20 protein-coding genes are annotated in these 24,244 nt (G+C 39.4%); 18 read left to right on the top strand and 2 right to left on the bottom strand.

Annotated elements, in window-relative coordinates; genetic code table 11:
• Positions 1 to 3: 3 nt before the first annotated feature.
• The gene (gene cls / locus CEQ83_RS25265) at positions 4 to 1,197 is read right to left on the bottom strand and encodes a cardiolipin synthase (RefSeq protein ID WP_155017552.1); all 1,194 of its coding nucleotides are present in this window, start codon (positions 1,195 to 1,197) and stop codon (positions 4 to 6) included.
• A 198-nt stretch (positions 1,198 to 1,395) separates the two neighbouring features.
• Here cls and CEQ83_RS25260 point away from each other — a divergent pair, with 198 nt between their 5' ends.
• The 9 genes from CEQ83_RS25260 to CEQ83_RS25220 all read left to right on the top strand — a co-directional run bounded on the left by CEQ83_RS25260 (position 1,396) and on the right by CEQ83_RS25220 (position 14,655).
• A complete protein-coding gene (locus CEQ83_RS25260) occupies positions 1,396 to 3,507 on the top strand; it encodes a (Fe-S)-binding protein (RefSeq protein ID WP_155017551.1) in 2,112 nt (703 codons plus the stop codon).
• 104 nt (positions 3,508 to 3,611) lie between these two features.
• Positions 3,612 to 4,775 carry an acetyl-CoA C-acetyltransferase gene (locus tag CEQ83_RS25255; protein WP_155017550.1) on the top strand — a complete coding sequence of 388 codons (1,164 nt, stop codon included), beginning with the start codon at positions 3,612 to 3,614 and terminating at the stop codon, positions 4,773 to 4,775.
• A gap of 15 nt (positions 4,776 to 4,790) precedes the next feature.
• Positions 4,791 to 5,645, top strand: coding sequence for a 3-hydroxybutyryl-CoA dehydrogenase (locus CEQ83_RS25250; RefSeq protein ID WP_033580390.1), 855 nt, complete (start codon positions 4,791 to 4,793; stop codon positions 5,643 to 5,645).
• Positions 5,646 to 5,657: 12 nt separating this feature from the next.
• Positions 5,658 to 6,785: an acyl-CoA dehydrogenase gene (locus CEQ83_RS25245; protein ID WP_155017549.1), complete on the top strand. Its 1,128-nt coding sequence runs from the start codon at positions 5,658 to 5,660 to the stop codon at positions 6,783 to 6,785.
• An 11-nt stretch (positions 6,786 to 6,796) separates the two neighbouring features.
• Entirely contained in the window at positions 6,797 to 7,930 is a 1,134-nt protein-coding gene (locus tag CEQ83_RS25240) for an acyl-CoA dehydrogenase (protein ID WP_048021714.1), read from the top strand.
• Positions 7,931 to 7,957: 27 nt separating this feature from the next.
• Positions 7,958 to 8,602 (top strand): TetR/AcrR family transcriptional regulator, encoded by a 645-nt coding sequence (locus tag CEQ83_RS25235; protein WP_014457745.1) that lies wholly within the window; start codon positions 7,958 to 7,960, stop codon positions 8,600 to 8,602.
• Positions 8,599 to 11,841, top strand: coding sequence for a fused isobutyryl-CoA mutase/GTPase IcmF (icmF, locus tag CEQ83_RS25230; RefSeq protein ID WP_155017548.1), 3,243 nt, complete (start codon positions 8,599 to 8,601; stop codon positions 11,839 to 11,841). The genes CEQ83_RS25235 and icmF overlap by 4 nt, the downstream gene beginning before the upstream one ends.
• Positions 11,842 to 12,190: 349 nt before the next feature.
• Positions 12,191 to 12,727 carry a DNA-directed RNA polymerase subunit delta gene (rpoE, locus tag CEQ83_RS25225; RefSeq protein ID WP_033580392.1) on the top strand — a complete coding sequence of 179 codons (537 nt, stop codon included), beginning with the start codon at positions 12,191 to 12,193 and terminating at the stop codon, positions 12,725 to 12,727.
• 320 nt (positions 12,728 to 13,047) lie between these two features.
• Positions 13,048 to 14,655, top strand: coding sequence for a CTP synthase (locus tag CEQ83_RS25220; protein ID WP_048021718.1), 1,608 nt, complete (start codon positions 13,048 to 13,050; stop codon positions 14,653 to 14,655).
• A 38-nt stretch (positions 14,656 to 14,693) separates the two neighbouring features.
• Here CEQ83_RS25220 and CEQ83_RS25215 read toward each other — a convergent pair whose 3' ends face one another.
• Complete coding sequence (locus CEQ83_RS25215) at positions 14,694 to 15,224, bottom strand: DUF2529 family protein (protein WP_033580394.1); 531 nt, start codon at positions 15,222 to 15,224, stop codon at positions 14,694 to 14,696.
• Positions 15,225 to 15,461: 237 nt separating this feature from the next.
• On the opposite strand from CEQ83_RS25215, the gene CEQ83_RS25210 reads away from it, so the two are divergent.
• From CEQ83_RS25210 to prmC, 9 genes are all read left to right on the top strand, one after another.
• Positions 15,462 to 15,836, top strand: coding sequence for a response regulator (locus CEQ83_RS25210; RefSeq protein WP_087944205.1), 375 nt, complete (start codon positions 15,462 to 15,464; stop codon positions 15,834 to 15,836).
• Positions 15,837 to 16,060: 224 nt separating this feature from the next.
• Entirely contained in the window at positions 16,061 to 16,918 is an 858-nt protein-coding gene (locus CEQ83_RS25205; protein ID WP_013059826.1) for a class II fructose-bisphosphate aldolase, read from the top strand.
• Positions 16,919 to 17,055: 137 nt separating this feature from the next.
• Positions 17,056 to 17,700 carry a fructose-6-phosphate aldolase gene (gene fsa / locus CEQ83_RS25200; RefSeq protein ID WP_013059825.1) on the top strand — a complete coding sequence of 215 codons (645 nt, stop codon included), beginning with the start codon at positions 17,056 to 17,058 and terminating at the stop codon, positions 17,698 to 17,700.
• Positions 17,701 to 17,907: 207 nt separating this feature from the next.
• Positions 17,908 to 19,194 carry a UDP-N-acetylglucosamine 1-carboxyvinyltransferase gene (locus CEQ83_RS25195; protein ID WP_028411974.1) on the top strand — a complete coding sequence of 429 codons (1,287 nt, stop codon included), beginning with the start codon at positions 17,908 to 17,910 and terminating at the stop codon, positions 19,192 to 19,194.
• 525 nt (positions 19,195 to 19,719) lie between these two features.
• Entirely contained in the window at positions 19,720 to 20,994 is a 1,275-nt protein-coding gene (gene rho, locus CEQ83_RS25190) for a transcription termination factor Rho (RefSeq protein WP_014457752.1), read from the top strand.
• Between the two features lie 154 nt (positions 20,995 to 21,148).
• A complete protein-coding gene (gene rpmE / locus CEQ83_RS25185; protein ID WP_013085477.1) occupies positions 21,149 to 21,349 on the top strand; it encodes a 50S ribosomal protein L31 in 201 nt (66 codons plus the stop codon).
• A gap of 204 nt (positions 21,350 to 21,553) precedes the next feature.
• Positions 21,554 to 22,168, top strand: a complete 615-nt coding sequence (locus tag CEQ83_RS25180; RefSeq protein WP_153252841.1) for a thymidine kinase — start codon at positions 21,554 to 21,556, stop codon at positions 22,166 to 22,168.
• 138 nt (positions 22,169 to 22,306) lie between these two features.
• A complete protein-coding gene (gene prfA / locus CEQ83_RS25175) occupies positions 22,307 to 23,374 on the top strand; it encodes a peptide chain release factor 1 (RefSeq protein ID WP_013059820.1) in 1,068 nt (355 codons plus the stop codon).
• Complete coding sequence (gene prmC / locus CEQ83_RS25170; RefSeq protein ID WP_028411975.1) at positions 23,374 to 24,225, top strand: peptide chain release factor N(5)-glutamine methyltransferase; 852 nt, start codon at positions 23,374 to 23,376, stop codon at positions 24,223 to 24,225. Before prfA ends, prmC begins: the two co-directional genes overlap by 1 nt.
• Positions 24,226 to 24,244 lie beyond the last annotated feature (19 nt).

The raw sequence follows: 24,244 nt of genomic DNA, 5'->3' as shown, positions 1-24,244 counted from the left end.
TCATTAAAGTAACGGAGAAATAAAGGTTGCAAATCCTTGCTTTAGTTTTTCACTCCATTTTCGGTTTTTGACATCTTCTAAAGACAAAATTGGGCATTCCCCCATACAAGCTTTAAAGCTGTTCTTTACTTCTTCAATATACGTTGCATCATAGATTAAACAGTTGATTTCAGCATTTAAGAACAAGCTTCTTTTATCAAAATTAGCCGTTCCTACATCGCAGATAACATTGTCTGCAATTAATACTTTGGCATGGTAAAAACCGTAATAATATTGATAAATCATACAACCTGCTTGAAGTAATGTGGGAAGATAAGCAAACGCAGCATGATGAACAAGCGGTTGATCTGCACGCATTGGAATTAAAATATGAACTTTTACTCCCCGTGCACGAGCTTGGAGTAAAGCATTCATCAAAGGTTCACTTGGAATAAAATAAGGAGTACCTATGTACAATTCCCTATTGGCTTGGTTGATAATCGATAAAAAGCTTTCTTCAAGTGAAAAACCTTCAGTCGACTTTAGCTGAATAACATAGTCTCCTTCAGAGGTTGGTGGAAAGTATCTTTCCACTTTACGCAGGTCTAAGCCGGTAGCAGCATACCAGTCACTCAATAGTTGCATTTGAAGGTCTTGTATACCTTCCCCTTCCATACGCAGGTGGTAATCTTTCCACACCCCAAGCTTGGCGTCGAGTCCTAAATATTCTCTTCCAATATTAAAACCGCCAATGTAGCCAACTTTCCCATCAATAACGGCCATTTTACGGTGATTGCGTGCGTTGAGTGTATAAAACAAATAAGGCCACCGTAGCGTTCGACTGTAAGCAAAATGAACACCTTGTTTCTTTAAAAATGTAATTTTGTTTTTCTTGATTTTATAGCTTCCTACACGGTCTACCAATAATCTGACTTCAACATTTTGCTGTGCTTTTTGGACTAGTAAATCTAAAAATTCTTGGCTAATTTCATCATTTTGTACAATGTAAAACGATAAATGGATAAATGAAGAGGCATTTTCTATTTCGTGAAATAAATCTTTATACAAGACATTCCCGTCTGCGAACAAAAAGAGAGAAGCACGGCGTTTTGGAAAAGTATTTTCAGCCTGGGAAAATACTTTCTTTCCAACACCAAGGTCAATTGCAAGCCAAGCAATAAAAATAATAAAAAGTAAAATCACAATCATGCCGCTCATCATGTCACCTCTTTTCCCGATGTAAATACATTTTATGTTGTTCTTAGTGTCACCTTGTTTAAATAGAATATGAACAAAAGAACGAAAAGATATTGACTGAATGCTCATTCATTATATACAATGAAAACAGATATATTATCAGAAAATTTAGTCGTCAGGAGGAAAGAAAGGTAACAAATTATTCAAGGAGGGGACGAGATGACAGGGTTGCTGTGGGTGAATTTTCTCTTTTTTATTATTGTAACCGCTTACGCTATCTCTTTGTTTGTATATTTAATTCGCACACGCATTGAGTACATTCAATTAGGAAAAAAAGTTGAATTTGATCAGCGGTTAAAAGAAAGGCTGCAAAAAATTTGGGTGAATGTGTTTGGACAAAAGAAACTGTTAAAAGATAAAAAAAGTGGAATTATGCACGTCATGTTTTTTTATGGGTTTATTTTAGTTCAGTTCGGCGCGTTAGACTTCATTATAAAAGGTTTGCTTCCAGGTAAACATTTGCCGCTTGGACCTTTATATCCCGGCTTTACATTTTTCCAAGAAATTGTGACGTTTTTGATTTTAGTAGCAGTTGTCTGGGCTTTTCACCGTCGCTATGTAGAAAAGCTTGTGCGTTTAAAAAGAGGATTTAAATCTGGTTTAGTACTGATTTTTATTGGAGCACTTATGCTGTCAGTGCTTGTTGGAAACGGCATGTCAATCATCTGGCATAATCATGAACCAGCATGGACAGAACCGATTGCGTCATCTATTGCCATCTTGTTTAAGGGAATCAATGATACTGCCGCTATCTCCATTTTTTATGTTTCATGGTGGATTCACTTAGCCGTGTTATTGACGTTTTTAGTATATGTTCCTCAATCAAAACATGCTCATTTACTGGCTGGACCGGCTAACGTATTTTTTAACCGTGTTTCTAAGCCAGGTAAGCTTGAAAAGATTGATTTTGAAGATGAGACGCAGGAGACGTTTGGGGTTGGTAAGATTGAAGAATTCACGCAGCATCAGCTCATTGATTTATATGCCTGTGTAGAATGCGGTCGATGTACGAATATGTGTCCGGCAACGGGTACGGGGAAAATTTTGTCTCCAATGGATTTAATTTTGAAGATGCGCGATCACTTAACAGAAAAAGGAGCGGTTGTGACATCTAAGGCTCCTTGGGTTCCTACGTATGCATTCTCTAAAACAAAAGGAAATCAGCTGGCGATGATGGCGGCCAGCCAAGGCGGAGCAGAAGCCGCAGCAACAGCGGAATATAATCCCGCCCTAATTGGAGATGTCATTACGGAAGAAGAAATTTGGGCATGTACAACGTGCCGAAACTGTGAAGATCAATGTCCCGTAATGAACGAGCATGTAGATAAGATCATAGATTTACGACGTTTTTTAGTATTAACCGAAGGAAAGATGGACGCGGATGCTCAGCGTGCCATGATGAATATTGAGCGTCAAGGAAACCCTTGGGGATTAAACCGAAAAGAGCGTGAAGAATGGCGACATGTAAGAGAAGATGTTCACATTCCGACTGTTAAAGAAGTAAGTAAAGCGGGTGAAACGTTTGAGTATTTGTTCTGGGTAGGTTCGATGGGATCTTATGATAACCGCAGTCAAAAAATCGCTCTATCGTTTGCTAAGCTTCTCAATGAAGCTGGTGTTTCATTTGCGATTTTAGGAAATAAAGAAAAAAATTCTGGTGATACGCCCCGCAGGTTGGGCAATGAATTTTTATTCCAAGAGTTAGCTTCTAAAAATATCGCTGAATTTGAAAAAAATGAAATCAAAAAAATTGTTACGATTGATCCACATGCTTACAATATCTTCAAAAATGAATATCCAGATTTCGGTTTTGAAGGAGAAGTGTATCATCACACAGAATTATTAGCTATGTTGGTGAAAGAAGGTAACCTGACACCAAAACATGCGGTTAATGAAAAAATTACCTTCCATGATTCCTGTTATTTAGGAAGATATAACGAAGTATACAGTCCACCAAGAGAAATTTTGAAAGCGATTCCAGGTGTTAGTTTGATTGAAATGGATCGCAACCGTGAAAATGGTATGTGCTGTGGAGCAGGAGGAGGGTTAATGTGGACGGAAGAAACGACCGGCCAGCGCATTAACGTAGCGCGCACGGAACAAGCCTTAGCCGTTAATCCAAGCATTATCAGTTCAGGTTGTCCGTACTGCTTAACGATGCTAAGTGACGGAACAAAAGCAAAAGAAGTAGAAGAAAAGGTTCATACGTATGACGTAGCAGAACTGCTTGAAAAGTCAATTTATGGTGACGTGCAAGAACAGGTTTCATAAAGGAGAAGTAGAGATGGTATTCATCTCTACTTTTTAAAGAAAGGAAATTGAGCAAGCGTTCAATCGGCAAGGACAAAGAGTAGGAAAAAGGGGAGGAAACAATAGTGGGGAAAACAGTTATTGTGAGTGCAGTTCGAACACCTTTTGGAAAATTAGGTGGCAGCGTAAGCGGACTAAAAGCGGCAGAACTAGGCGGGAAAGCGATTCAGGCAGCGTCAAAGGGACGTACAGAAATTGATTCCGTTATTATGGGGTGCGTGCTGCAAGGGGGCCAAGGACAGCTACCTTCTAGGCAAGCCATGCATTATGCAGGTTTACCGTGGCAAGTAGAGACGGAAACCATTAATAAAGTTTGTGCATCGGGTATGCGCAGTATCACAACTGCTGATCAGCTGATTCGATTAGGAGAAGCAAAAACAATCATTGCAGGTGGAATGGAATCGATGAGTAACGCGCCGTATCTTCTTCCAAAAGCAAGATGGGGATTCCGGATGGGAGATAGCGTGGTGACGGATTTGATGGTTCATGACGGTTTGACATGCAGCTTTACAGGGGTGCAAATGGGTACGTATGGAAATGAAATAGCTTCTGAAATGAATATTTCCCGAAAAAAGCAGGATGAATGGGCGCTTCGCAGTCATCAATTAGCGGTAGAGTCAGAAGAAAAAGGGAGATGGGGTGCAGAAAGAATTTCAGTTGATATTCCGTCTAAAAAAGGAACGATAACGGTTCAAAAAGATGAAGGACCAAGAAAAGATACGTCGTTAGAAAAACTCTCGTCTCTTCGGCCTGTATTTGGCCACAGTGGAACCATTACAGCAGGAAATGCACCTAGCGTGAATGACGGAGCAGCTGCGCTCATGCTAATGGATGAAGATGTGGCGAAAGCAAATGGCTATGAGCCTTTGGCTACGATTATAAACCATACTTCTCTTGCGATGGAGCCAAGGGAATTTCCGAAAACGCCTGGGTTTGCTATTAACAAGCTACTGCAAAAAACAAAGAAGACAGTAGACGATATTGCGCTGTTTGAAATCAATGAAGCTTTTTCAGCAGTAGCATTAATGAGTATGGAGATTGCAGGGCTTCCGGCTGAAAGAGTAAATGTGAACGGCGGGGCAGTGGCACTTGGACATCCGATTGGAGCAAGCGGCGCCCGTATTGTTGTAACGCTCATTCATGAATTAAGACGACGAGGCGGCGGACTAGGCATTGCTTCTATTTGCAGCGGCGGCGGCCAAGGTGATGCCATCATGGTAGAAGTGTAAAAGGGGGAGATCAACTTGAATATTGAAACAGTTATGGTTATTGGAGCAGGTCAGATGGGAGCAGGCATTGCGCAAGTATTTGCTGCGAGCGGATATCAAGTTTCTTTGTATGACGTTGATCAAAAAAATACACAAAAAGGAATAGAAGGTATTGATAAACGTCTGAAAAAACAGGTGGAAAAAGGTTCTCTCTCAGCTAAGGAATATGAAGGGATTATGGAGCGCCTTCACTTGGCAAATGAAATAACAGCAGCACAAAAAGCAGATTTAATCGTCGAAGCGGTTGTGGAAAAGATGGAAGTCAAGCAAGCCATTTTTGCAGAGTTGGATTCGTTAGCCCCGAGTCATACTATTTTAGCAACCAACACGTCTTCGCTTCCTATTACTGAAATTGCAGCTGTGACCACTCGACCTGAAAAAGTAATTGGCATGCACTTTATGAATCCTGTTCCCGTGATGAAGCTCGTTGAAATTATTAGAGGGCTGGCTACTGCTGATGAAGTGTATCAAGCAGTCTATGAAACAACAAAAAAATTAAATAAAACCCCGGTGGAAGTTCATGATTTTCCAGGGTTTGTTTCAAATCGAATTTTAATGCCAATGATTAACGAAGCTGTGTTTACGCTCTATGAAGGTGTGGCAAACGAAGAGGATATTGATCAAGTGATGAAACTAGGAATGAACCATCCAATGGGACCTTTGACATTAGCAGATTTCATCGGCCTCGATACATGTTTGTTTATTATGGAAACGCTCCATAAAGGGTTTGGTGATGACAAATATCGTCCTTGTCCATTGCTTAGGAAATATGTAAAGGCAGGATGGCTTGGTCGAAAAACAGGAAAAGGATTTTTTACGTACGAAACATAAAGGAGTGGCAAAATGATCTTTTTTACGTCTGAACAACACATGATTAAAAAGATGGTAGCTGATTTTAGTGAAAAAGAAGTCGCTGCGGCTGTGCCAAACATGGAAAAGGGTGAATTTCCTCGAGGTTTATTAAAGCAGATGGCTGATCTTGGCCTGATGGGCATTCCCGTTCCTCAAACATACGGAGGAGGTGGACTGGACTTTGTGTCGTACATGATTGCCATCCACGAAATATCAAAAGTAAGTCCAGCCCTCGGCGTCATTTTGTCTGTTCATACTTCTGTAGGTACGAATCCTATTGTCGTATTTGGGACGGAAGATCAAAAACAAAAGTATGTAAAAAAACTTGCGACAGGTGAGTATTTAGGTGCTTTTTGCCTAACAGAACCTAGTGCAGGGTCTGATGCCGCAAGCCTAAAAACAAAAGCAGAACGAAAAGGAGACCACTATCTTTTAAATGGGTCAAAGCTTTTCATTACAAACGGGGGAGAAGCGGATACATATATTGTATTTGCTAAAACGAATCCCGAACGCGGGTCGAGAGGGATGAGCGCTTTTATCGTTGAAAAGACGATAGAGGGATTTTCAGTAGGAAAAGATGAACATAAGATGGGTCTTCACGGTTCTCGAACGGTTCAACTGCACTTTGAAAATATGCAGGTGCCTGTAGAAAATCGTCTCGGAGAAGAAGGTGAAGGATTTCGAATTGCTATGGCTAATTTAAATGCTGGAAGAATTGGTATTGCTGCTCAGGCGGTAGGAATTGCTGAAGGTGCGTTAACGGCAGCCAAAAACTATGCAAATGAACGATATCAATTTGGAAAGCCGATTTTATCTCAGCAGGGAATTGCCTTTAAGCTGGCTGATATGGAAACGGCTGTTGAATCAGCGAAGCTTTTAATGTACAGAGCCGCTTTTTTATATGACCAAAAACTTCCTTGCAAAAAAGAAGCCTCAATGGCGAAATTGTTTGCTTCCCAGACGGCTATGAATGTAGCAATCGATGCGATTCAAGTTTTGGGAGGCTATGGTTATATGAAAGATTATCCAGTAGAGAGGTATTTTCGTGACGCCAAAGTGTGCGAAATCTACGAAGGTACAAGCGAAATTCAGCGCATCGTCATTAGCAGTCAACTATAGGGGGAATAATCATGTTTTTTAAACTTTCAGAAGAGCACGAAATGATTCGAAAAATGGTGCGAGACTTTGCCAAAAACGAAGTGGCTCCGACAGCTGCACAACGAGATGAAGAAGAGCGTTTTGACAGAGGAATCTTTACGCAAATGGCTGATCTAGGATTAACAGGTATTCCATGGCCAGAGCAATACGGAGGAATCGGCAGTGACTATCTAGCTTATTGCATTGCCGTTGAAGAACTATCTAGAGTATGTGCATCAACAGGCGTTACGTTGTCGGCTCATACTTCTCTTGCCGGCTGGCCAATCTATACATTCGGAACAGAAGAACAAAAACAAAAATACCTGAAACCTATGGCAACGGGTGAGAAAATAGGTGCTTATGGTTTAACGGAACCGAGTGCTGGATCAGACGCAGGAGGAATGAGAACGCTCGCTGTAAAGGACGGAGAAGATTATATTTTAAATGGTTCTAAAATCTTTATTACAAACGGCGGCGAAGCGGATATTTACGTCGTATTTGCTCGCATCGATCCTAATGAAAAACGCACGAGCGCTTTTATTATTGAAAAAGATATGCCGGGATTTTCAGTTGGTAAAAAAGAAAAGAAACTGGGCATTCGCTCTTCACCTACCACAGAAATTATTTTCGAGGACTGCCGTGTTCCAAAAGGAAATTTGCTAGGAAATGAAGGAGAAGGATTTAAAGTTGCCATGATGACGCTAGATGGCGGCCGAAATGGTATTGCAGCGCAGGCGGTAGGAATTGCTCAAGGAGCGTTAGATGCGGCGGTGGCTTATGCAAAGGAACGTCAGCAATTTGGAAAGCCGATTATTTCTCAGCAAGGAATTGCTTTTAAGTTAGCCGACATGGCCACGAGTATAGAAGCTGCCAGACTGTTAACCTATCAAGCTGCTTGGCTCGAGTCTCAAGGGCTGCCATACGGCAAAGAATCAGCCATGTCAAAATTATATGCTGGGGATACAGCAATGAAAGTAACGACAGAAGCTGTTCAAGTATTTGGAGGGTACGGTTATACAAAAGATTATCCAGTAGAACGTTTTATGAGAGATGCAAAAATCACGCAAATTTATGAGGGTACACAAGAAATTCAGCGTCTCGTCATTTCTAGGTATCTTGCTAAATAAAACACTTGTTGTAGGAGAGGTGAAAAAATGAAAAAGAGAGAAGTTCTCACATCCATTAAAGATGAAAAGCTGATTGTAGAGCGTCGTAATCAAATGATTAAAGGGGCCGTCACGCTATTTAAGGAAAAAGGTTTTCACCGAACAACAACAAGGGAAATTGCCAAAGCCGCTGGGTTCAGTATCGGTACACTTTACGAATATATTCAATCTAAAGAAGATGTTTTATATCTTGTATGTGACAATATTTACGATGAAGTGAGAGAGCGATTAGAAGAGATGGTAGTGGATCGTTATACAATCGCTGAGCTTCAACAAGCGATTCAGCACTATTTTAAAGTTGTGGATGAGCTTCAAGATGAAGTATTAGTCATGTACCAAGAAGCGAAATCGCTGTCTAAAGATGCGCTTCCATATGTATTAAAAAAAGAGCTGGATATGGTTGAAATGTTTAAGGTTATTATCGAAGGCTGCGTAGAAAACAATCAATTTGCACTTACGGATAAAGAAATTTCGCTGTTTGCTCATCATTTATTTGTTCAAGGTCAGATGTGGGCATTTCGCAGATGGTGGCTGCAAAAGCATTATTCACTAGAAGAATATACAAATATGCAGTTGGATTTTTTACTTAAAAATTTTTCATTTCAACAACTGTGTGAGGGGGAGACAGTTTGAATACAAGCAAAAGACCGCTTCGTTTTTTAACCGCTTCTAGCCTGTTTGACGGCCACGACGCGTCTATTAATATTATGAGACGGATTCTTCAAGCCAAGGGGGTAGAAGTCATTCATCTGGGGCATAACCGATCTGTCGAAGAAATTGTTAACGCTTCCATACAAGAGGATGTTCAGGGGATCGCCATTTCTTCTTACCAAGGCGGCCATGTAGAATATTTTAAGTATATGTACGATTTACTCCAAGAACAACAGGCTTCTCATATTAAAATTTATGGCGGCGGCGGCGGGGTAATTATTCCGAGTGAGATTCAAGAGCTTCATGATTACGGCATCTCTAAAATCTTTTCTCCGGAAGATGGACGAAAAATGGGGTTAGAAGGCATGATTCAATTCATGATCGATGATTGTTATTACACAAATCCCCCTGCACTGCCGAATGATCGAACCTTAACGCCGGCTAATGACCGTTTAATTGCCCAGCTTATTACATGTGCTGAAAATGAAGCCTATGAATACACAAAAGAGCATGCAGCCGCTCTTGAAGAAATACGAGAAAGTGTAATCGACAGCGAGACAGATCAAAAAATACCGGTTATTGGAATCACAGGAACAGGAGGAGCGGGGAAAAGTTCGCTTACGGATGAATTAGTAAGAAGGTTTATTGAACATATTCCAGATATTCATGTAGCTGTTTTATCCGTTGATCCAACTAAACAAAAGACCGGAGGAGCGCTTCTTGGGGATCGAATTCGCATGAACATCGCAGCGTCTCCTCGTGTGTATATGAGAAGTTTGGCCACGCGTTCATCTGGACATGAGCTATCGGCGGCCATTCGAGATGGAATTGCCGTCGTGAAAAAAGCGGGCTTCGACATTATCATTGTCGAAACAAGCGGCATAGGGCAAGCTGATGCTCAAGTTAAAGATATTGCAAACGTCTCTCTTTATGTCATGACAAGCGAATTTGGCGCGCCGTCGCAGTTAGAAAAGATTGAAATGATTGATTACGCAGACTTTATTGTCATCAATAAATTTGAAAAAAAAGGTTCCGAAGACGCAAAAAAACAAGTGCAGCGTCAATATCAGCGCAATCATCAGCTGTTTGAAAATAGTCTCTCTACGATGCCAATTTACGGAACAATCGCGAGTCAGTTCAACGACGGGGGAACAAATATTTTATTTGAAGATCTTGTAAATCATCTGCATCAAACATGCCGTACGTCTTGGCACGTAGAAAAATCATCAGAGCGCGTAAGTGAAAAGAAATATACCATCATTCCTAATGATCAACAGCAATATTTACAGGAGATTGTAAACAGCGTTCGCTCTTATCACCGCAATACGGACGTTCAAGCGCAAACAGCGCGTAAATTTTATCAGCTAGAGGGTGCTCTCGAAGAAGTGGAAACAGAAACAGCCAAGCAAGAGCTCACTCAGCTAAAGGAGAAATATCAAAAACAGCTAACGGCCGAATCGATTGAAAAGCTGGAAAACTGGCCTAAATTAAAAAGTCAGTATCGGCAAGAAGAACTTATTACAAAGGTAAGAAATAAAGAAATTAAAACGTCTTTGCAAGTTGATACGCTATCAGGACTGCGTATTCCGCGCGTGGCCCTTCCAAAGGTTGATGAATACGGGGAAGTTCTTCGTTTTCTTTATAAAGAAAACGTGCCAGGTGTATTTCCATACACAGCAGGTGTTTTTCCGTTCAAACGAAAAGGTGAAGATCCTAAGCGTCAATTCGCAGGTGAAGGAACACCAGAACGAACCAATCGCCGCTTTCACTATTTGTCAAAAGATGATGAGGCCAAGCGTTTAAGTACAGCGTTTGATTCTGTAACGCTTTATGGAGAAAATCCGGATCCAAGGCCGGATATCTTCGGGAAAATTGGCGAAAGCGGCGTAAATGTCTGTACGCTTGATGATATGAAACTTTTGTATAAGGGATTTGATCTTTGCCATCCTTCGACTTCCGTTTCGATGACGATTAATGGGCCGGCTCCGATATTATTAGCTATGTTTATGAATACAGCTATCAGCCAGCAGGTAGAAAAGAAAGAAGAAGAATTAAAGCGTCCTTTAACGGAACAGGAATACGAGGAAGTAAAATCGGGTACGTTGAAACAAGTGAGAGGAACCGTTCAAGCGGATATTTTAAAAGAAGATCAAGGCCAAAATACGTGTATTTTTTCCACAGAATTTGCGTTAAAAATGATGGGAGATATTCAGCAGTACTTTATTGACGAGAAAGTGCGCAACTATTATTCTGTGTCTATTTCAGGCTATCATATTGCTGAAGCAGGGGCGAATCCAATTTCTCAGCTCGCGTTTACATTAGCCAACGGTTTTACGTACGTGGAATATTACTTAAGCCGAGGGATGCATATTGATGATTTTGCTCCTAATTTATCGTTTTTCTTTAGTAATGGACTTGACCCTGAATACACGGTTATTGGACGTGTGGCGAGAAGAATATGGGCAATTGTGATGCGTGATAAATACGGCGCAAATGAACGCAGTCAAAAGCTTAAGTATCATATTCAAACATCCGGCCGATCGCTTCATGCACAGGAAATTAATTTTAATGATATACGTACGACGCTGCAAGCCTTAATGGCTCTTCATGACAACTGCAACTCTCTTCATACCAATGCGTATGATGAAGCAATTACAACACCGACAGAGGAATCTGTACGTAGAGCGATGGCCATTCAACTAATCATTACAAAAGAGCATGGACTCACTAAGAATGAAAATCCATTACAGGGCTCTTTTATTATTGATGAACTAACAGACTTGGTAGAAGAAGCGGTATTGGCTGAATTTCAACGCTTAAATGATCGAGGCGGCGTTTTAGGTGCGATGGAAATGCAGTATCAGCGAGGTAAGATTCAAGATGAATCGATGGAATACGAGATGCAAAAACATACGGGAGCTTTACCTATTATAGGAGTAAATACGTATATTAATCCAAATGAAGAGGAAAGTTCCTCAGTTGATGACATGCAGTTGGCCCGCGCATCAAAAGAAGAAAAAAATCATCAAATTAATCAGCTTCAGAAGTTTCAACAGCAGCATGAAGAAAAAAGAGAAGACGCGCTGAAAAGGTTAAAGAAAGCTGCAACAGAAGGAGAGAACATTTTCAAAGAGTTAATGGAGACTGTTAAAGTAGCCAGCTTAGGAGAAATTACGCGAGCTTTATATGAATGCGGTGGGCAATATCGTCGAAATATGTAATAATGTATCGTTAGTATATAGTGATATATTAAAAGCCGCGATGACTATTTTTGGTCATCGCGGCTTTTATAGACTTAACCCTAACGGACTCAGAATAACTGATGGTGAATTCCTTTTGGTCAAAGGATGCTGTTGGTGTATCAAGTAGAATGTATTATAGTAATAAAATGTCTATTTTTTCGTTGTTTTATGCGAAATTCTCGAGAATTTTAGAAACGAGGCTAGCATAAATGTATTGAATTTGTTTATAATGAATGGTATGTATTTATTCGTTTCCATCATTTACACATATGATGAATTGATTTAATAGATTTTCGATATACATAGCCATAGAAAGGATGTGCCAGATTTGAGTTTAGCACAGTACTCAAAAACGGATTTAAAAGAAATGTCGATGATTGAGATTGCTTACGCGCTTCTAGAAGAAAAAACAGATCGTCAAGCAATGTCATTCCAAGAAATTATTGCTGAAATTAAAGCAGCAGCGGAAATGTCAGATCAAGAATTAAAAACGAGATTAGCTCAGTTTTATACAGATATTAATATTGATGGTCGCTTTTTAACAGTAGGGGACAACCATTGGGGTCTTCGTGGATGGTATCCTTTTGACCAGGCTGAAGAAGAAGTTATTCCGGTTGCAAAACCTAAAAAGAAAAAAGCGAAAAAAGCTGTTGTTGAAGAAGTTGAAGACTTTGATGATCTAGAAGAAGATTTAGATTATGAAGATGTTGACGATCTAGACGAAGAAGAAGATTTTGAAGACATCGACGAGCTAGAAGAAGATGAAGATGATCTTGCAGAAGACGATTTTGACGATTTAGAAGATGATCTAGACGATGATGAGGAAGATGAAGAAGACGATTATGAGGACGAAAAAGAAAAATAATCCTTCTTGACTTTTTCAAGCGAAGTAGGTAGAATCTTTTTTGGGCTCTTTAAACAAGCATTTAAAAAGTTTTTATTTAAAATAGACTATTGCTCCCAATCCAGTTTTGGTATTGGGAGCAATTTTTTTATTTTATTTATCAATGTTTTACACCCCGATATGTTCTTATAAATCCTTGATAGAAACTTTCTTTTGGTTCTTGAACGTTTCACATTCATAAGGTTTCTTATAATTTCGCATGCACAATGAATGAATTGTGATTGTTTATGTGAAAACTTTTAATATTGTACAGTTCAAATTATTTAGAGGGGGAAGTATAGATGACAAAGTATATTTTCGTAACAGGCGGTGTTGTATCATCTCTAGGAAAAGGGATTACAGCAGCTTCTTTAGGCCGTTTATTAAAAAACCGTGGGTTGAACGTAACGATTCAAAAGTTTGATCCATACATTAACGTAGACCCAGGAACAATGAGTCCATACCAACACGGTGAGGTATTCGTAACAGATGACGGCGCGGAAACAGACTTAGACTTAGGTCACTATGAGCGTTTTATCGATATCAACTTAAATCGCTACAGCAATGTAACAACAGGTAAAGTATATTCAACAGTATTGAAAAAAGAGCGTCGCGGTGATTATTTAGGCGGAACAGTTCAGGTTATTCCGCACATCACAAATGAAATTAAAGAACGCGTTTTCCGTGCAGGCAAAGAAACAAACGCAGATGTTGTTATTACTGAAATCGGCGGAACGGTAGGAGATATTGAATCACTTCCTTTCCTAGAGGCTATTCGTCAAATCAAAAGCGATATTGGCCGTGACAACGTTATGTATATTCACTGTACACTTGTGCCATATTTAAAAGCGGCTGGTGAAATGAAAACAAAACCAACACAGCATAGTGTAAAAGAATTACGTAGCTTAGGTATTCAGCCAAACGTGATTGTTGTTCGTACAGAAATGCCAATTTCTGAAGATATGAAAGATAAGCTAGCTTTATTCTGCGACATTGATCCAAAAGCAGTTATTGAGTGTGCAGACGCTGAAACATTATATGAAATCCCACTATCTCTACAAGAGCAGCACTTAGATCAAATCACATGCGATCACTTGAAATTAGATTGCAAAGAGGCAGAAATGACTGAGTGGAAAGCACTTGTTGAGAAAGTAAAAGGACTTTCAAACACAACAAAAATTGCATTAGTTGGTAAGTATGTAGAACTTCAAGATGCTTATATTTCTGTTGTAGAAGCAATGAAACATGCTGGATATGCATTCGATGCAGATGTAAATATCAAGTGGGTAAATTCTGAATTTGTAACAAAAGAAAATGTTCAAGATTTACTTGGTGATGTAGACGGTATCTTAGTTCCAGGTGGATTTGGGGATCGTGGAATCGAAGGTAAAATTGTGGCAACACAATATGCACGTGAGCAAAAAGTTCCATTCTTAGGTATTTGTTTAGGTATGCAGCTAGCATCAGTTGAGTTTGCACGCAATGTATTAGGATTAGAAGGCGCACATTCAGCAGAAATTGCACCTGAAACAAATTATCCAATTATCGACTTATTACCGGAACAAAAAGACGTAGAAGACTTAGGTGGTACATTACGCTTAGGATTATATCCTTGTAAATTGTCTGAAGATACGCTTGCATATGAAGCATATCAAGATGAAGTGGTGTATGAGCGTCATCGTCACCGCTATGAATTTAACAACGAATATCGCCAGCAAATGGAAGAGAAAGGTTTTATCTTCTCTGGTACAAGCCCGGACGGCCGTTTAATTGAAATTGTAGAGCTAAAAGATCACCCATGGTTCTTGGCTTCACAATTCCACCCAGAATTCACGTCTCGTCCAACAAGACCGCAACCATTGTTCAAAGAATTTATTCGCGCATCAATGGAGTCAGGCCAAAACAAATAAGTGAAATAAAAACACGCTGTCTTTAGACAGCGTGTTTTTTATTCATATTCTTCTACGATTTCTTTTAATGTAAAAATTAAACCGTAGTACGCGTATAAAGCGACCATCATTGCTGGAAAACCAAATCTTGAGCCGTCTTCTCCAGGAATAAGGGGCTTTAACAATTTTGTATCAATATGAGCATCTGCGAGTGCTGTTAAAGAAGGTTCAGTTATTTCTTTAGGGACAGCAGCAATGCTGACAAATGGAATATCGCGTTTCTTTAAACGTTCAGCTATTTCCACAGCTTTGTGATCTGTTGAAAATCGAGAGACAAGCAGTACGCGATCGACGCTAGTCAGCTGATCCAATTCATGTAAAGGCAAAGGCTTTGCCTGACTTAAAGGTTCTGCACTGCTTAGTGCTTCTAGTGTAACGGCATGCATTTCTTCTACACCATAAATATAGATAAATCCTTCTCCGACAGAGGCCTGTGCTAAAATACGCGCGGCATCTTCAAATTGGAATTCTTCTTGTTCTTCAATTCGTTTAAAAAAACCTGAAAGTTGAGTTGTGAAAATTTTAAGCATAGAATCTCCCTTCGATTTAAGCGGCTAAAGCCGTCTATCTACACATTATAACGAAAAAAGCTATCTGTATTCTATATTGAAATGAGCTACAATGAAAGTAAAGTGCAATGAAGTTAGATGGATGACAAAAAAAGCTATGTTTTGTAACAATTTCTCTAATTAGCAGGGATTTTTGTTTTAAAGGCGAAATACATATGTTAGTTTTGTCTGTAGAAGAGGAATATAAAAGGTGGGATTATATTGGCAGAGAAAATTTTAATTGTTGATGATCAGTATGGTATACGTATTTTATTAACGGAAGTGCTGCAAAAAGAAGGCTATACGACATTTCAAGCGGCGAACGGCTTCCAGGCGATTGATATTACAAAAGAGCAAGCACCGGATCTTGTCTTATTAGATATGAAAATTCCAGGAATGGATGGAATCGAAATTTTAAAAAGGTTAAAGCAGCACGATGAAACGATTAAAGTCATCATTATGACCGCTTATGGTGAATTGGATATGATTCAAGAAGCAAAAGATCTAGGAGCGTTAACTCACTTTGCAAAACCTTTTGATATTGATGAAATCCGCAAAGTTGTTAGGGAATATATACCAGTAAAGTCGAATTAAGGTTTTGGTAGGGTTTTCATACTAACAAATTTTGAATATCAGCCTAAAAATGTTGCTGTTTTCATTGTTAGTTGGTATCCTAATTACTGTATTCATAATTCGACAATCTATTATGTAAAGATGCGCGTTGTTTCTACATGAAACACTCAATTCAAGAGCATACTATTTGAGTGTGCCTTTTGGTTAGCATCTAATCTAAGGTTGATTTTAAGGAGGATTTCAATATGCCTTTAGTATCAATGAAAGAAATGCTTATTACAGCAAAAGAACAAGGCTATGCAGTAGGTCAATTTAACTTAAATAACTTAGAGTTTACTCAAGCTATTCTTCAAGCAGCAAAAGAAGAAAACTCTCCAGTTATTCTTGGTGTATCTGAAGGTGCAGCACGCTACATGGGCGGTTTCAAAACTGTTGTAGCAATGGTTGAAGCTCTAATCGAAGATTACGACGTTCAAGTACCAGTTGCAATTCACTTAGACCACGGTTCAAGCTTTGAATCATGTGCAAAAGCAATCCATGCTGGATTCACTTCTGTAATGATCGATGCTTCTCACCACCCATTTGAAGAAAACATTGCAATTACTTCTAAAGTAGTTGAACTAGCTCACTTCCACGGAGTATCTGTAGAAGCAGAACTAGGAACTGTTGGTGGACAAGAAGACGACGTTATTGCTGAGGGTGTTATCTATGCAGATGCTAACGAGTGTGAAGAACTTGTTAACCGTACAGGTATCGATTGCTTAGCTCCAGCATTAGGATCAGTTCACGGACCATACAAAGGTGAACCAAACCTAGGTTTTGCTGAAATGAAAGAAATCGGAGATCGTACAGGCTTACCATTAGTTCTACACGGTGGAACTGGTATTCCAACAAAAGATATCCAAAAATCAGTTTCTTTAGGTACTGCTAAAATCAACGTAAACACTGAAAACCAAATTGCTTCAGCTAAAGCTGTTCGTGAAGTATTAGCTGCGCAACCTGAACAATATGATCCACGTAAATACTTAGGACCTGCTCGCGAAGCAATCAAAGAAACGGTTCAAGGTAAAATGCGTGAATTCGGTTCTTCTAACAAAGCATAATTTGAAATCTTCGGATGGCCTGTTTGCAGTTAGTTGAGTCTGAAAAATAAAACCGTCTTATTTTTATTGTAAGGCGGTTTTATTTTTACTATAATTTTCTTATCATTCTGAATACATAACACAGGGGGATGGCATTCATGAAGTTTTTTATTGATACGGCTAATTTAGACGAGATTAAGGAAGCGCATTCATTAGGTTTGTTAGCGGGGGTTACAACAAATCCTAGTTTAGTAGCTAAAGAGAACATCACGTTTGAAGATCGTCTTCGTGAAATTACAGAGTTCGTTGAAGGATCTGTAAGTGCAGAAGTGATTGCGCTTGATGCAGAAGGCATGATTCGCGAAGGAAAAGAGCTTGCTGCGATTGCGCCGAATATTACAATCAAGGTACCGATGACTCCAGATGGCTTAAAAGCAGTAAAAGAATTTACTAGTTTAGGTATTAAGACAAACGTTACGCTTATTTTCTCAGCTAACCAAGCGTTAATGGCAGCAAGAGCAGGTGCTACTTACGTATCGCCTTTCTTGGGAAGGTTAGACGATATTGGTTTTAATGGCCTCGATTTAATCTCAGATATTGCAGATATTTTTGCAATTCATGACATTCCATCCGAAATTATTGCAGCATCTATTCGTCATCCGATGCACGTAACAGAAGCTGCAAAAAATGGAGCACATATTGCGACAATTCCTTACAAAGTTTTAATGCAATTGTTCAAACATCCGTTAACAAATGCAGGAATTGACCAATTTTTAGCAGATTGGGAAAAACGAAATGTCTAAACATGTATAAATTTGTGTGGCATTTACCATCCTGACAGGTGAATGCCATATTTTTCTTTTATCTTGTCGAAACTATACATGATTTTTTCATTTTCGTGTACACTAGTAGGTAATAGGAAAAATAACCATTCTTTTAGGTATTCTTTGTACCAAAATTTTCCTCAATTACTAGGTGAGAAACTTTCTTTCACTAGAAGGGAGCTATAAATGGAAAAGTTAAAAATACAAGGTGGCTTTACCTTAAGTGGATCCGTCCGCGTCAGTGGTGCTAAAAATAGTGCCGTTGCGCTTATTCCAGCAACAATTTTAGCCGAGTCACCTGTTACAATTGAAGGTCTGCCTGATATTTCAGACGTGCAGTTATTAGGGGATTTAGTTGAAGAAATTGGTGGGAAAGTAACCATTGATAACGACGAATTAACAGTAGATCCATCCGGAATGGTTGCAATGCCTTTACCGAACGGAAAAGTAAAAAAATTACGCGCTTCTTATTATTTAATGGGGGCGATGTTGGGACGCTTTAAAAAAGCGGTAGTTGGTCTTCCAGGAGGCTGTTACCTTGGTCCAAGACCAATCGATCAGCACATTAAAGGCTTTGAAGCTCTTGGTGCGAAAGTAACAAATGAGCAAGGAGCTATTTACATTCGAGCTGATGAACTGATTGGTGCTCGAATTTATTTAGACGTTGTGAGCGTAGGAGCAACAATCAATATCATGCTAGCTGCTGTGAGAGCAAAAGGGCGTACCGTTATCGAGAATGCTGCTAAAGAGCCTGAAATTATCGATGTAGCTACGTTACTGACAAGTATGGGTGCCCGTATTAAAGGTGCAGGGACGGACGTTATTCGAATTGATGGCGTAGATCAATTAAAAGGATGCCGTCATTCCATCATTCCAGACCGAATTGAAGCAGGCACGTATATGATTATGGGAGCGAGTATGGGAAAAGAAGTTGTTGTTGACAACGTTATCCCTCAGCACCTAGAGTCATTAACGGCTAAAATGCGGGAAATGGGTATTCATATCGAAACAAGCTCAGATCAGATTCTCGTAGCGACTCGTCAGCTGTTGAAGCCCGTAGATATTAAAACGTTAGTATATCCAGGTTTTCCAACTGATTTACAGCAGCCATTCACGACGCTTCTAACAAGAGCATCAGGTACAAGCGTTGTGACAGATACAATTTACGGTGCAAGGTTTAAGCATATTGACGAGCTGAGACGAATGAATGCATCTGTTAAGGTAGAAGGACGTTCAGCTATTATTAATGGTCCCATTCACTTACAAGGTGCACGTGTGAAAGCGTCGGACTTACGAGCAGGAGCAGCCCTTGTAACCGCAGGCTTAATGGCCAAAGGGATTACAGAAGTAACTGGTTTAGAGCACATTGACCGAGGTTACAGCCATTTAGTAGACAAGCTATCGGATTTAGGGGCAATGATTTGGCGTGAAGAGATGACTCAAGAAGAAATTGAACAATTTCAAAATTCATAGAGGCAAATTGCACAACAGTCAGGAAAGCAAATTCTAGAAATGAGCCGTTAAATAAGCTACACAGGTGTAGGAACGTTCTTCTATGTCTGTGTAGCTTATATATTTATGAATAGGGTAAATAGATAAAAAGGGGAAGCTAAAAGATAAATTTCACTTCTTATTTTAACGTCCAGTTTATTTCCTTTAATGTGAAATTATGAAAAGGTTTTCCTTGCTTCTCTTAAGCTATTAAATTTCCTTTTTTTTATTCATCTTCTAAAGTAAAAAAAGATTGATTAAAAAGATAGAAAAAGGTTAGAATATAAATTGCTACGTTAAATTTATCAAGATAATATAAATGGTTTTATGTCGGAATTATTCTTCTAAAAGTGTATGGTTAATCAATTGATTCTACTTATTATACTTCAAAGGTTATATTCTCCATTTTCACAGATTTATTCCATCCATATCATCTCTCAATTTTATATTTGAATTTAATATGGGAGGAACGGTTAAAAATTATTCATTATAAAGCGTGGTGTCCTAATGAACTTAACATTATCCAGTTTAGAAAATATGAAATTAAAAGAGCTATATGAACATGCTCGTGAGTATAAAGTTTCGTACTATAGTAAATTAACGAAAAAAGAACTTGTCTTTGCTATTTTAAAGGCTCAAGCTGAACAAGATGGGCTTTTATTTATGGAAGGCGTTCTTGAAATTATTCAGTCAGAAGGATTCGGTTTCTTACGACCAATTAACTATTCACCGAGTTCAGAAGATATTTATATCTCAGCTTCACAAATTCGTCGCTTCGATCTGCGTAATGGAGACAAGGTATCGGGGAAAGTTCGTCCTCCGAAAGAAAATGAGCGCTACTACGGGTTACTGCATGTAGAAGCAGTAAACGGAGAAGACCCAGAAACGTCAAAAGAACGCGTACATTTTCCAGCACTAACCCCGATTTATCCAAATGAGCAAATGCTGCTGGAAACTCAGCCAAGAAGTTTCTCTACGCGTATTATTGACTTGATTTCACCAATTGGATTTGGGCAAAGGGGACTAATTGTTGCGCCGCCAAAGGCAGGTAAAACGATGCTGTTAAAAGAAATTGCCAATAGCATTACAACCAATCATCCTGATGCGGAATTGATTGTTCTTCTTATTGATGAGCGTCCTGAAGAAGTAACGGACATTGAGCGTTCGGTTGACGGTGATGTTGTCAGTTCTACATTTGACGAAGTGCCAGAAAATCACATTAAAGTAGCGGAACTTGTCCTTGAACGTGCGATGAGACTTGTCGAACACAAAAAAGATGTTGTCATTTTGATGGATAGCATTACAAGACTTGCTCGTGCTTATAACTTAGTTATTCCACCGAGCGGTCGTACACTATCAGGGGGTATTGATCCAGCTGCTTTTCATCGTCCAAAACGCTTCTTTGGAGCTGCGCGTAACATTGAAGATGGAGGCAGCTTAACCATTCTAGCAACAGCCTTAATTGATACAGGCTCTCGTATGGATGATGTTATTTATGAAGAATTTAAAGGTACAGGTAACATGGAACTGCATCTAGATCGTTCACTAGCTGAAAAACGTATCTTCCCTGCGATTGACATTCGTCGTTCAGGCACACGTAAAGAAGAGCTGTTAATTCCAAAAGAGCATTTAGACCACTTATGGGCAATTCGCAAATCAATGGCAGATGCTCCTGATTTTGCAGAAAAATTCTTAAAACGTTTACGTCAAACAAAGACAAATGAAGAGTTCTTTTCGATGTTAACGGAAGAGAAAAAAACGCTTCTAGCAAATAAACGATAAGTTATAAAACATGTGGTTGCAAAAGCATACAACCCTTGTTATAATTTCATCATGTGTGTTGATAAAGTACACAGTGAAATAGTTATTATTTCATCACTATCTTTATCAATAAACTCTGTTTCAGAATGATTCAGGGCGGAAGGAGATGAAACGAATGAAAACAGGAATTCATCCAAACTATAAAACAGTTATGGTTAAATGTACTTGCGGAAACGAATTTGAAAGTGGTTCTGTAAAAGAAGAGATCCGCGTTGAGACTTGTTCTGAATGTCACCCATTCTACACTGGTCGTCAAAAATTCGCTGAAGCTGGTGGCCGTGTTGATCGCTTCAACAAAAAATACGGTCTTAAATAATCACATTGTCGAAACAAACAGGCAAGTAGCTTAACTTCTTGCCTGTTTTTTTGCTTAAAAAAGTAGAAAAACAGTGTCTGCTTGATAAAAAAGTGGGTACTTTATCATAGGAATAAGATCTACATAGAAGACGTAGATTAAGTTAGTAGCGGTTCGCTCAGAAACGGAACGAGAAGAAGGGAGAGTCCCGCAGTGGTGTACGTAATGAAACAAAGCGGTTGGATAGAAGTAATTTGTGGCAGTATGTTTTCAGGGAAATCAGAAGAGTTGATTCGACGTGTGCGCCGTACGCAGTTTGCTAAACAAAAAGCACAAGTGTTCAAGCCTGCAATTGATAATCGATATAGTGAAGAAGCTGTCGTTTCACATAATGGTACATCTGTTATGGCTTATTCAATCTCAGCATCGCGCGATATTTTAAAGCGAGTAAATGAAGAGACAGACGTAGTAGCGATAGATGAAGTACAGTTTTTTGACACAGATATTTTAGAAATTGTTCAATCTTTAGCAGATCAAGGCTTTCGTGTGATTGTAGCAGGGTTAGACCAAGACTTCAAAGGTGAACCTTTTGGACAAATGCCCCAGTTAATGGCTATTGCAGAATCGGTAACAAAGCTACAGGCCGTATGCGCTTCATGTGGCTCTCCTGCGAGCCGTACGCAGCGTTTGATTAACGGTGAGCCTGCTTCTTATGACGACCCTATTATTTTAGTCGGTGCGTCTGAATCGTACGAACCAAGATGTCGTCATTGCCACGTTGTGCAAAAGTCCAAAGGACAGGCTGTGTCTGTGGACTCAAGCGAAATGGTCGAAAAATAAAGCAAGAATTTTATGATGATAAAAACAGAACGCGCAGTTCTGTTTTTTTGTTCATATACGTGTATTAACAAGGTTTTGACTCTATTTTAAAGCTATACTATAATTACAATGTTATGGATAAAGAATGAGGTGAATGACGTGTTTGATCGTTTAGAAGCGGTAGAGGCGCGCTATGAGAAGTTAAACGAACTTCTGAGTGACCCTGAGATCGTAAACAACCCCTCTAAGTTGAGAGAATATTCGAAGGAACAATCAGATATACAACAAACGGTAGCCGCTTATCAGGAATACAAAGATGTAAAAGAGCAGTTATCAGAAGCGAAAACGATGCTTGAAGATAAGCTTGATGCAGATATGCGCGACATGGTCAAAGAAGAAATTGCCGAGTTAGAAACGCAGCAAGAAGAGCTAGTTGAAAAGCTACGTATTTTATTAATTCCAAAAGATCCAAACGATGATAAAAACGTAATCATGGAGGTTCGTGGAGCGGCTGGTGGAGATGAAGCAGCGTTATTTGCAGCTAATTTGTACCGCATGTATTCTCGTTTTGCTGAATCACAAGGCTGGAAAACAGAAGTAATGGAAGCAACGACTACTGGAGTAGGCGGTTATAAAGAAATTATCTTTATGATTAACGGTAAAGGTGCGTACTCAAAGATGAAATTTGAAAACGGTGCACACCGTGTTCAGCGAGTTCCTGAAACAGAATCAGGCGGTCGTATTCATACATCTACAGCAACGGTAGCATGTCTTCCTGAAGCGGAAGAAGTTGAAGTGGACATTCATGAAAAAGACATCCGTGTAGATACATTTGCTTCAAGTGGACCTGGTGGCCAAAGTGTTAATACGACGATGTCGGCAGTTCGTTTAACACATTTACCAACAAATACAGTGGTATCATGTCAAGATGAAAAGTCTCAAATTAAAAATAAAGAAAAAGCAATGAAAGTATTGCGTGCTCGCGTGTACGACAAATTCCAGCGAGAAGCACAAGCAGAGTACGATGCAACGCGCAAACAAGCAGTTGGATCAGGAGATCGCTCTGAGCGTATCCGTACGTATAATTTCCCGCAAAATCGCGTAACGGACCACCGTATTGGTCTGACGATTCAAAAGCTAGATCAAATCTTAGAAGGCAAGCTTGATGAAATTATCGATGCATTAGTAATGGAAGACCAAGCGCGCCGAATGGAAGATTCGAACTAATGAAAGTATTTGAAGCCCTTAAGTGGGCTTCTTCTTTTTTGAAAGAGGCAAAGCGAGATGAAAACGCGGGAGAACTCTTGCTTCGCCATCACTTACAGATGACGAGAACTCATTTGCTAGGTGCTCTGCAGGAAGAACTAGAAGAAGAAACGCTAAAAAGGTTTGAACAAGATGTCCATGCTCATAAAGCAGGGATGCCTGTACAATATCTCATCGGGACAGAAGAATTTTACGGACGTTCATTTATTGTAAACGAACATGTATTAATTCCAAGACCGGAAACAGAAGAGCTCGTATATGGAATGATTTCTCGAATGAAAAAAGAATTTCAACACCAGTCTATTGAGCTTGTCGATATTGGAACGGGAAGTGGGGCGATTGCTATCACTTTAGCGTTGGAGCTTGACAGCGTCAATGTTACAGCAACAGATATAGCTATAGAATCTTTAAATGTAGCCAAGGAGAATGCTCAAAATCTGGACGCTGCTGTCACGTTTATACAGGGAGATTTATTACAACCATTCCTATCATCAAATCAGAAATTTGATGTAATTGTGTCTAATCCGCCTTATATTCCAGCAGATGATGAATTGTCCACAGTGGTAAAAGATCATGAGCCAAATCGAGCTCTTTTTGGTGGAAAAGATGGTCTGGATTTTTATCGACGTTTTATGGAAGAGTTGCCATATGTGACGAAGTCAAACAGTATTATTGGATTTGAGGTCGGGGCCGGACAGACAAAAGATGTAGCTGAGATGCTGCAAAAAACGTTTCCGACAGCTTTTGTAGAATGTGTATATGATATTAATGGAAAAGATCGAATGGTTTTTGCACAACTTCGTGATAACTAAAAAAATCAGAGGGAATGAT

Origin of the sequence: Priestia megaterium (genome assembly GCF_009497655.1) — a bacterium.
Classification (GTDB): Bacteria; Bacillota; Bacilli; order Bacillales; family Bacillaceae_H; genus Priestia; species Priestia zanthoxyli.
Note: the sequence above shows the minus strand (reverse complement) of the source record. Positions and strands in the feature narration are given on the sequence as shown.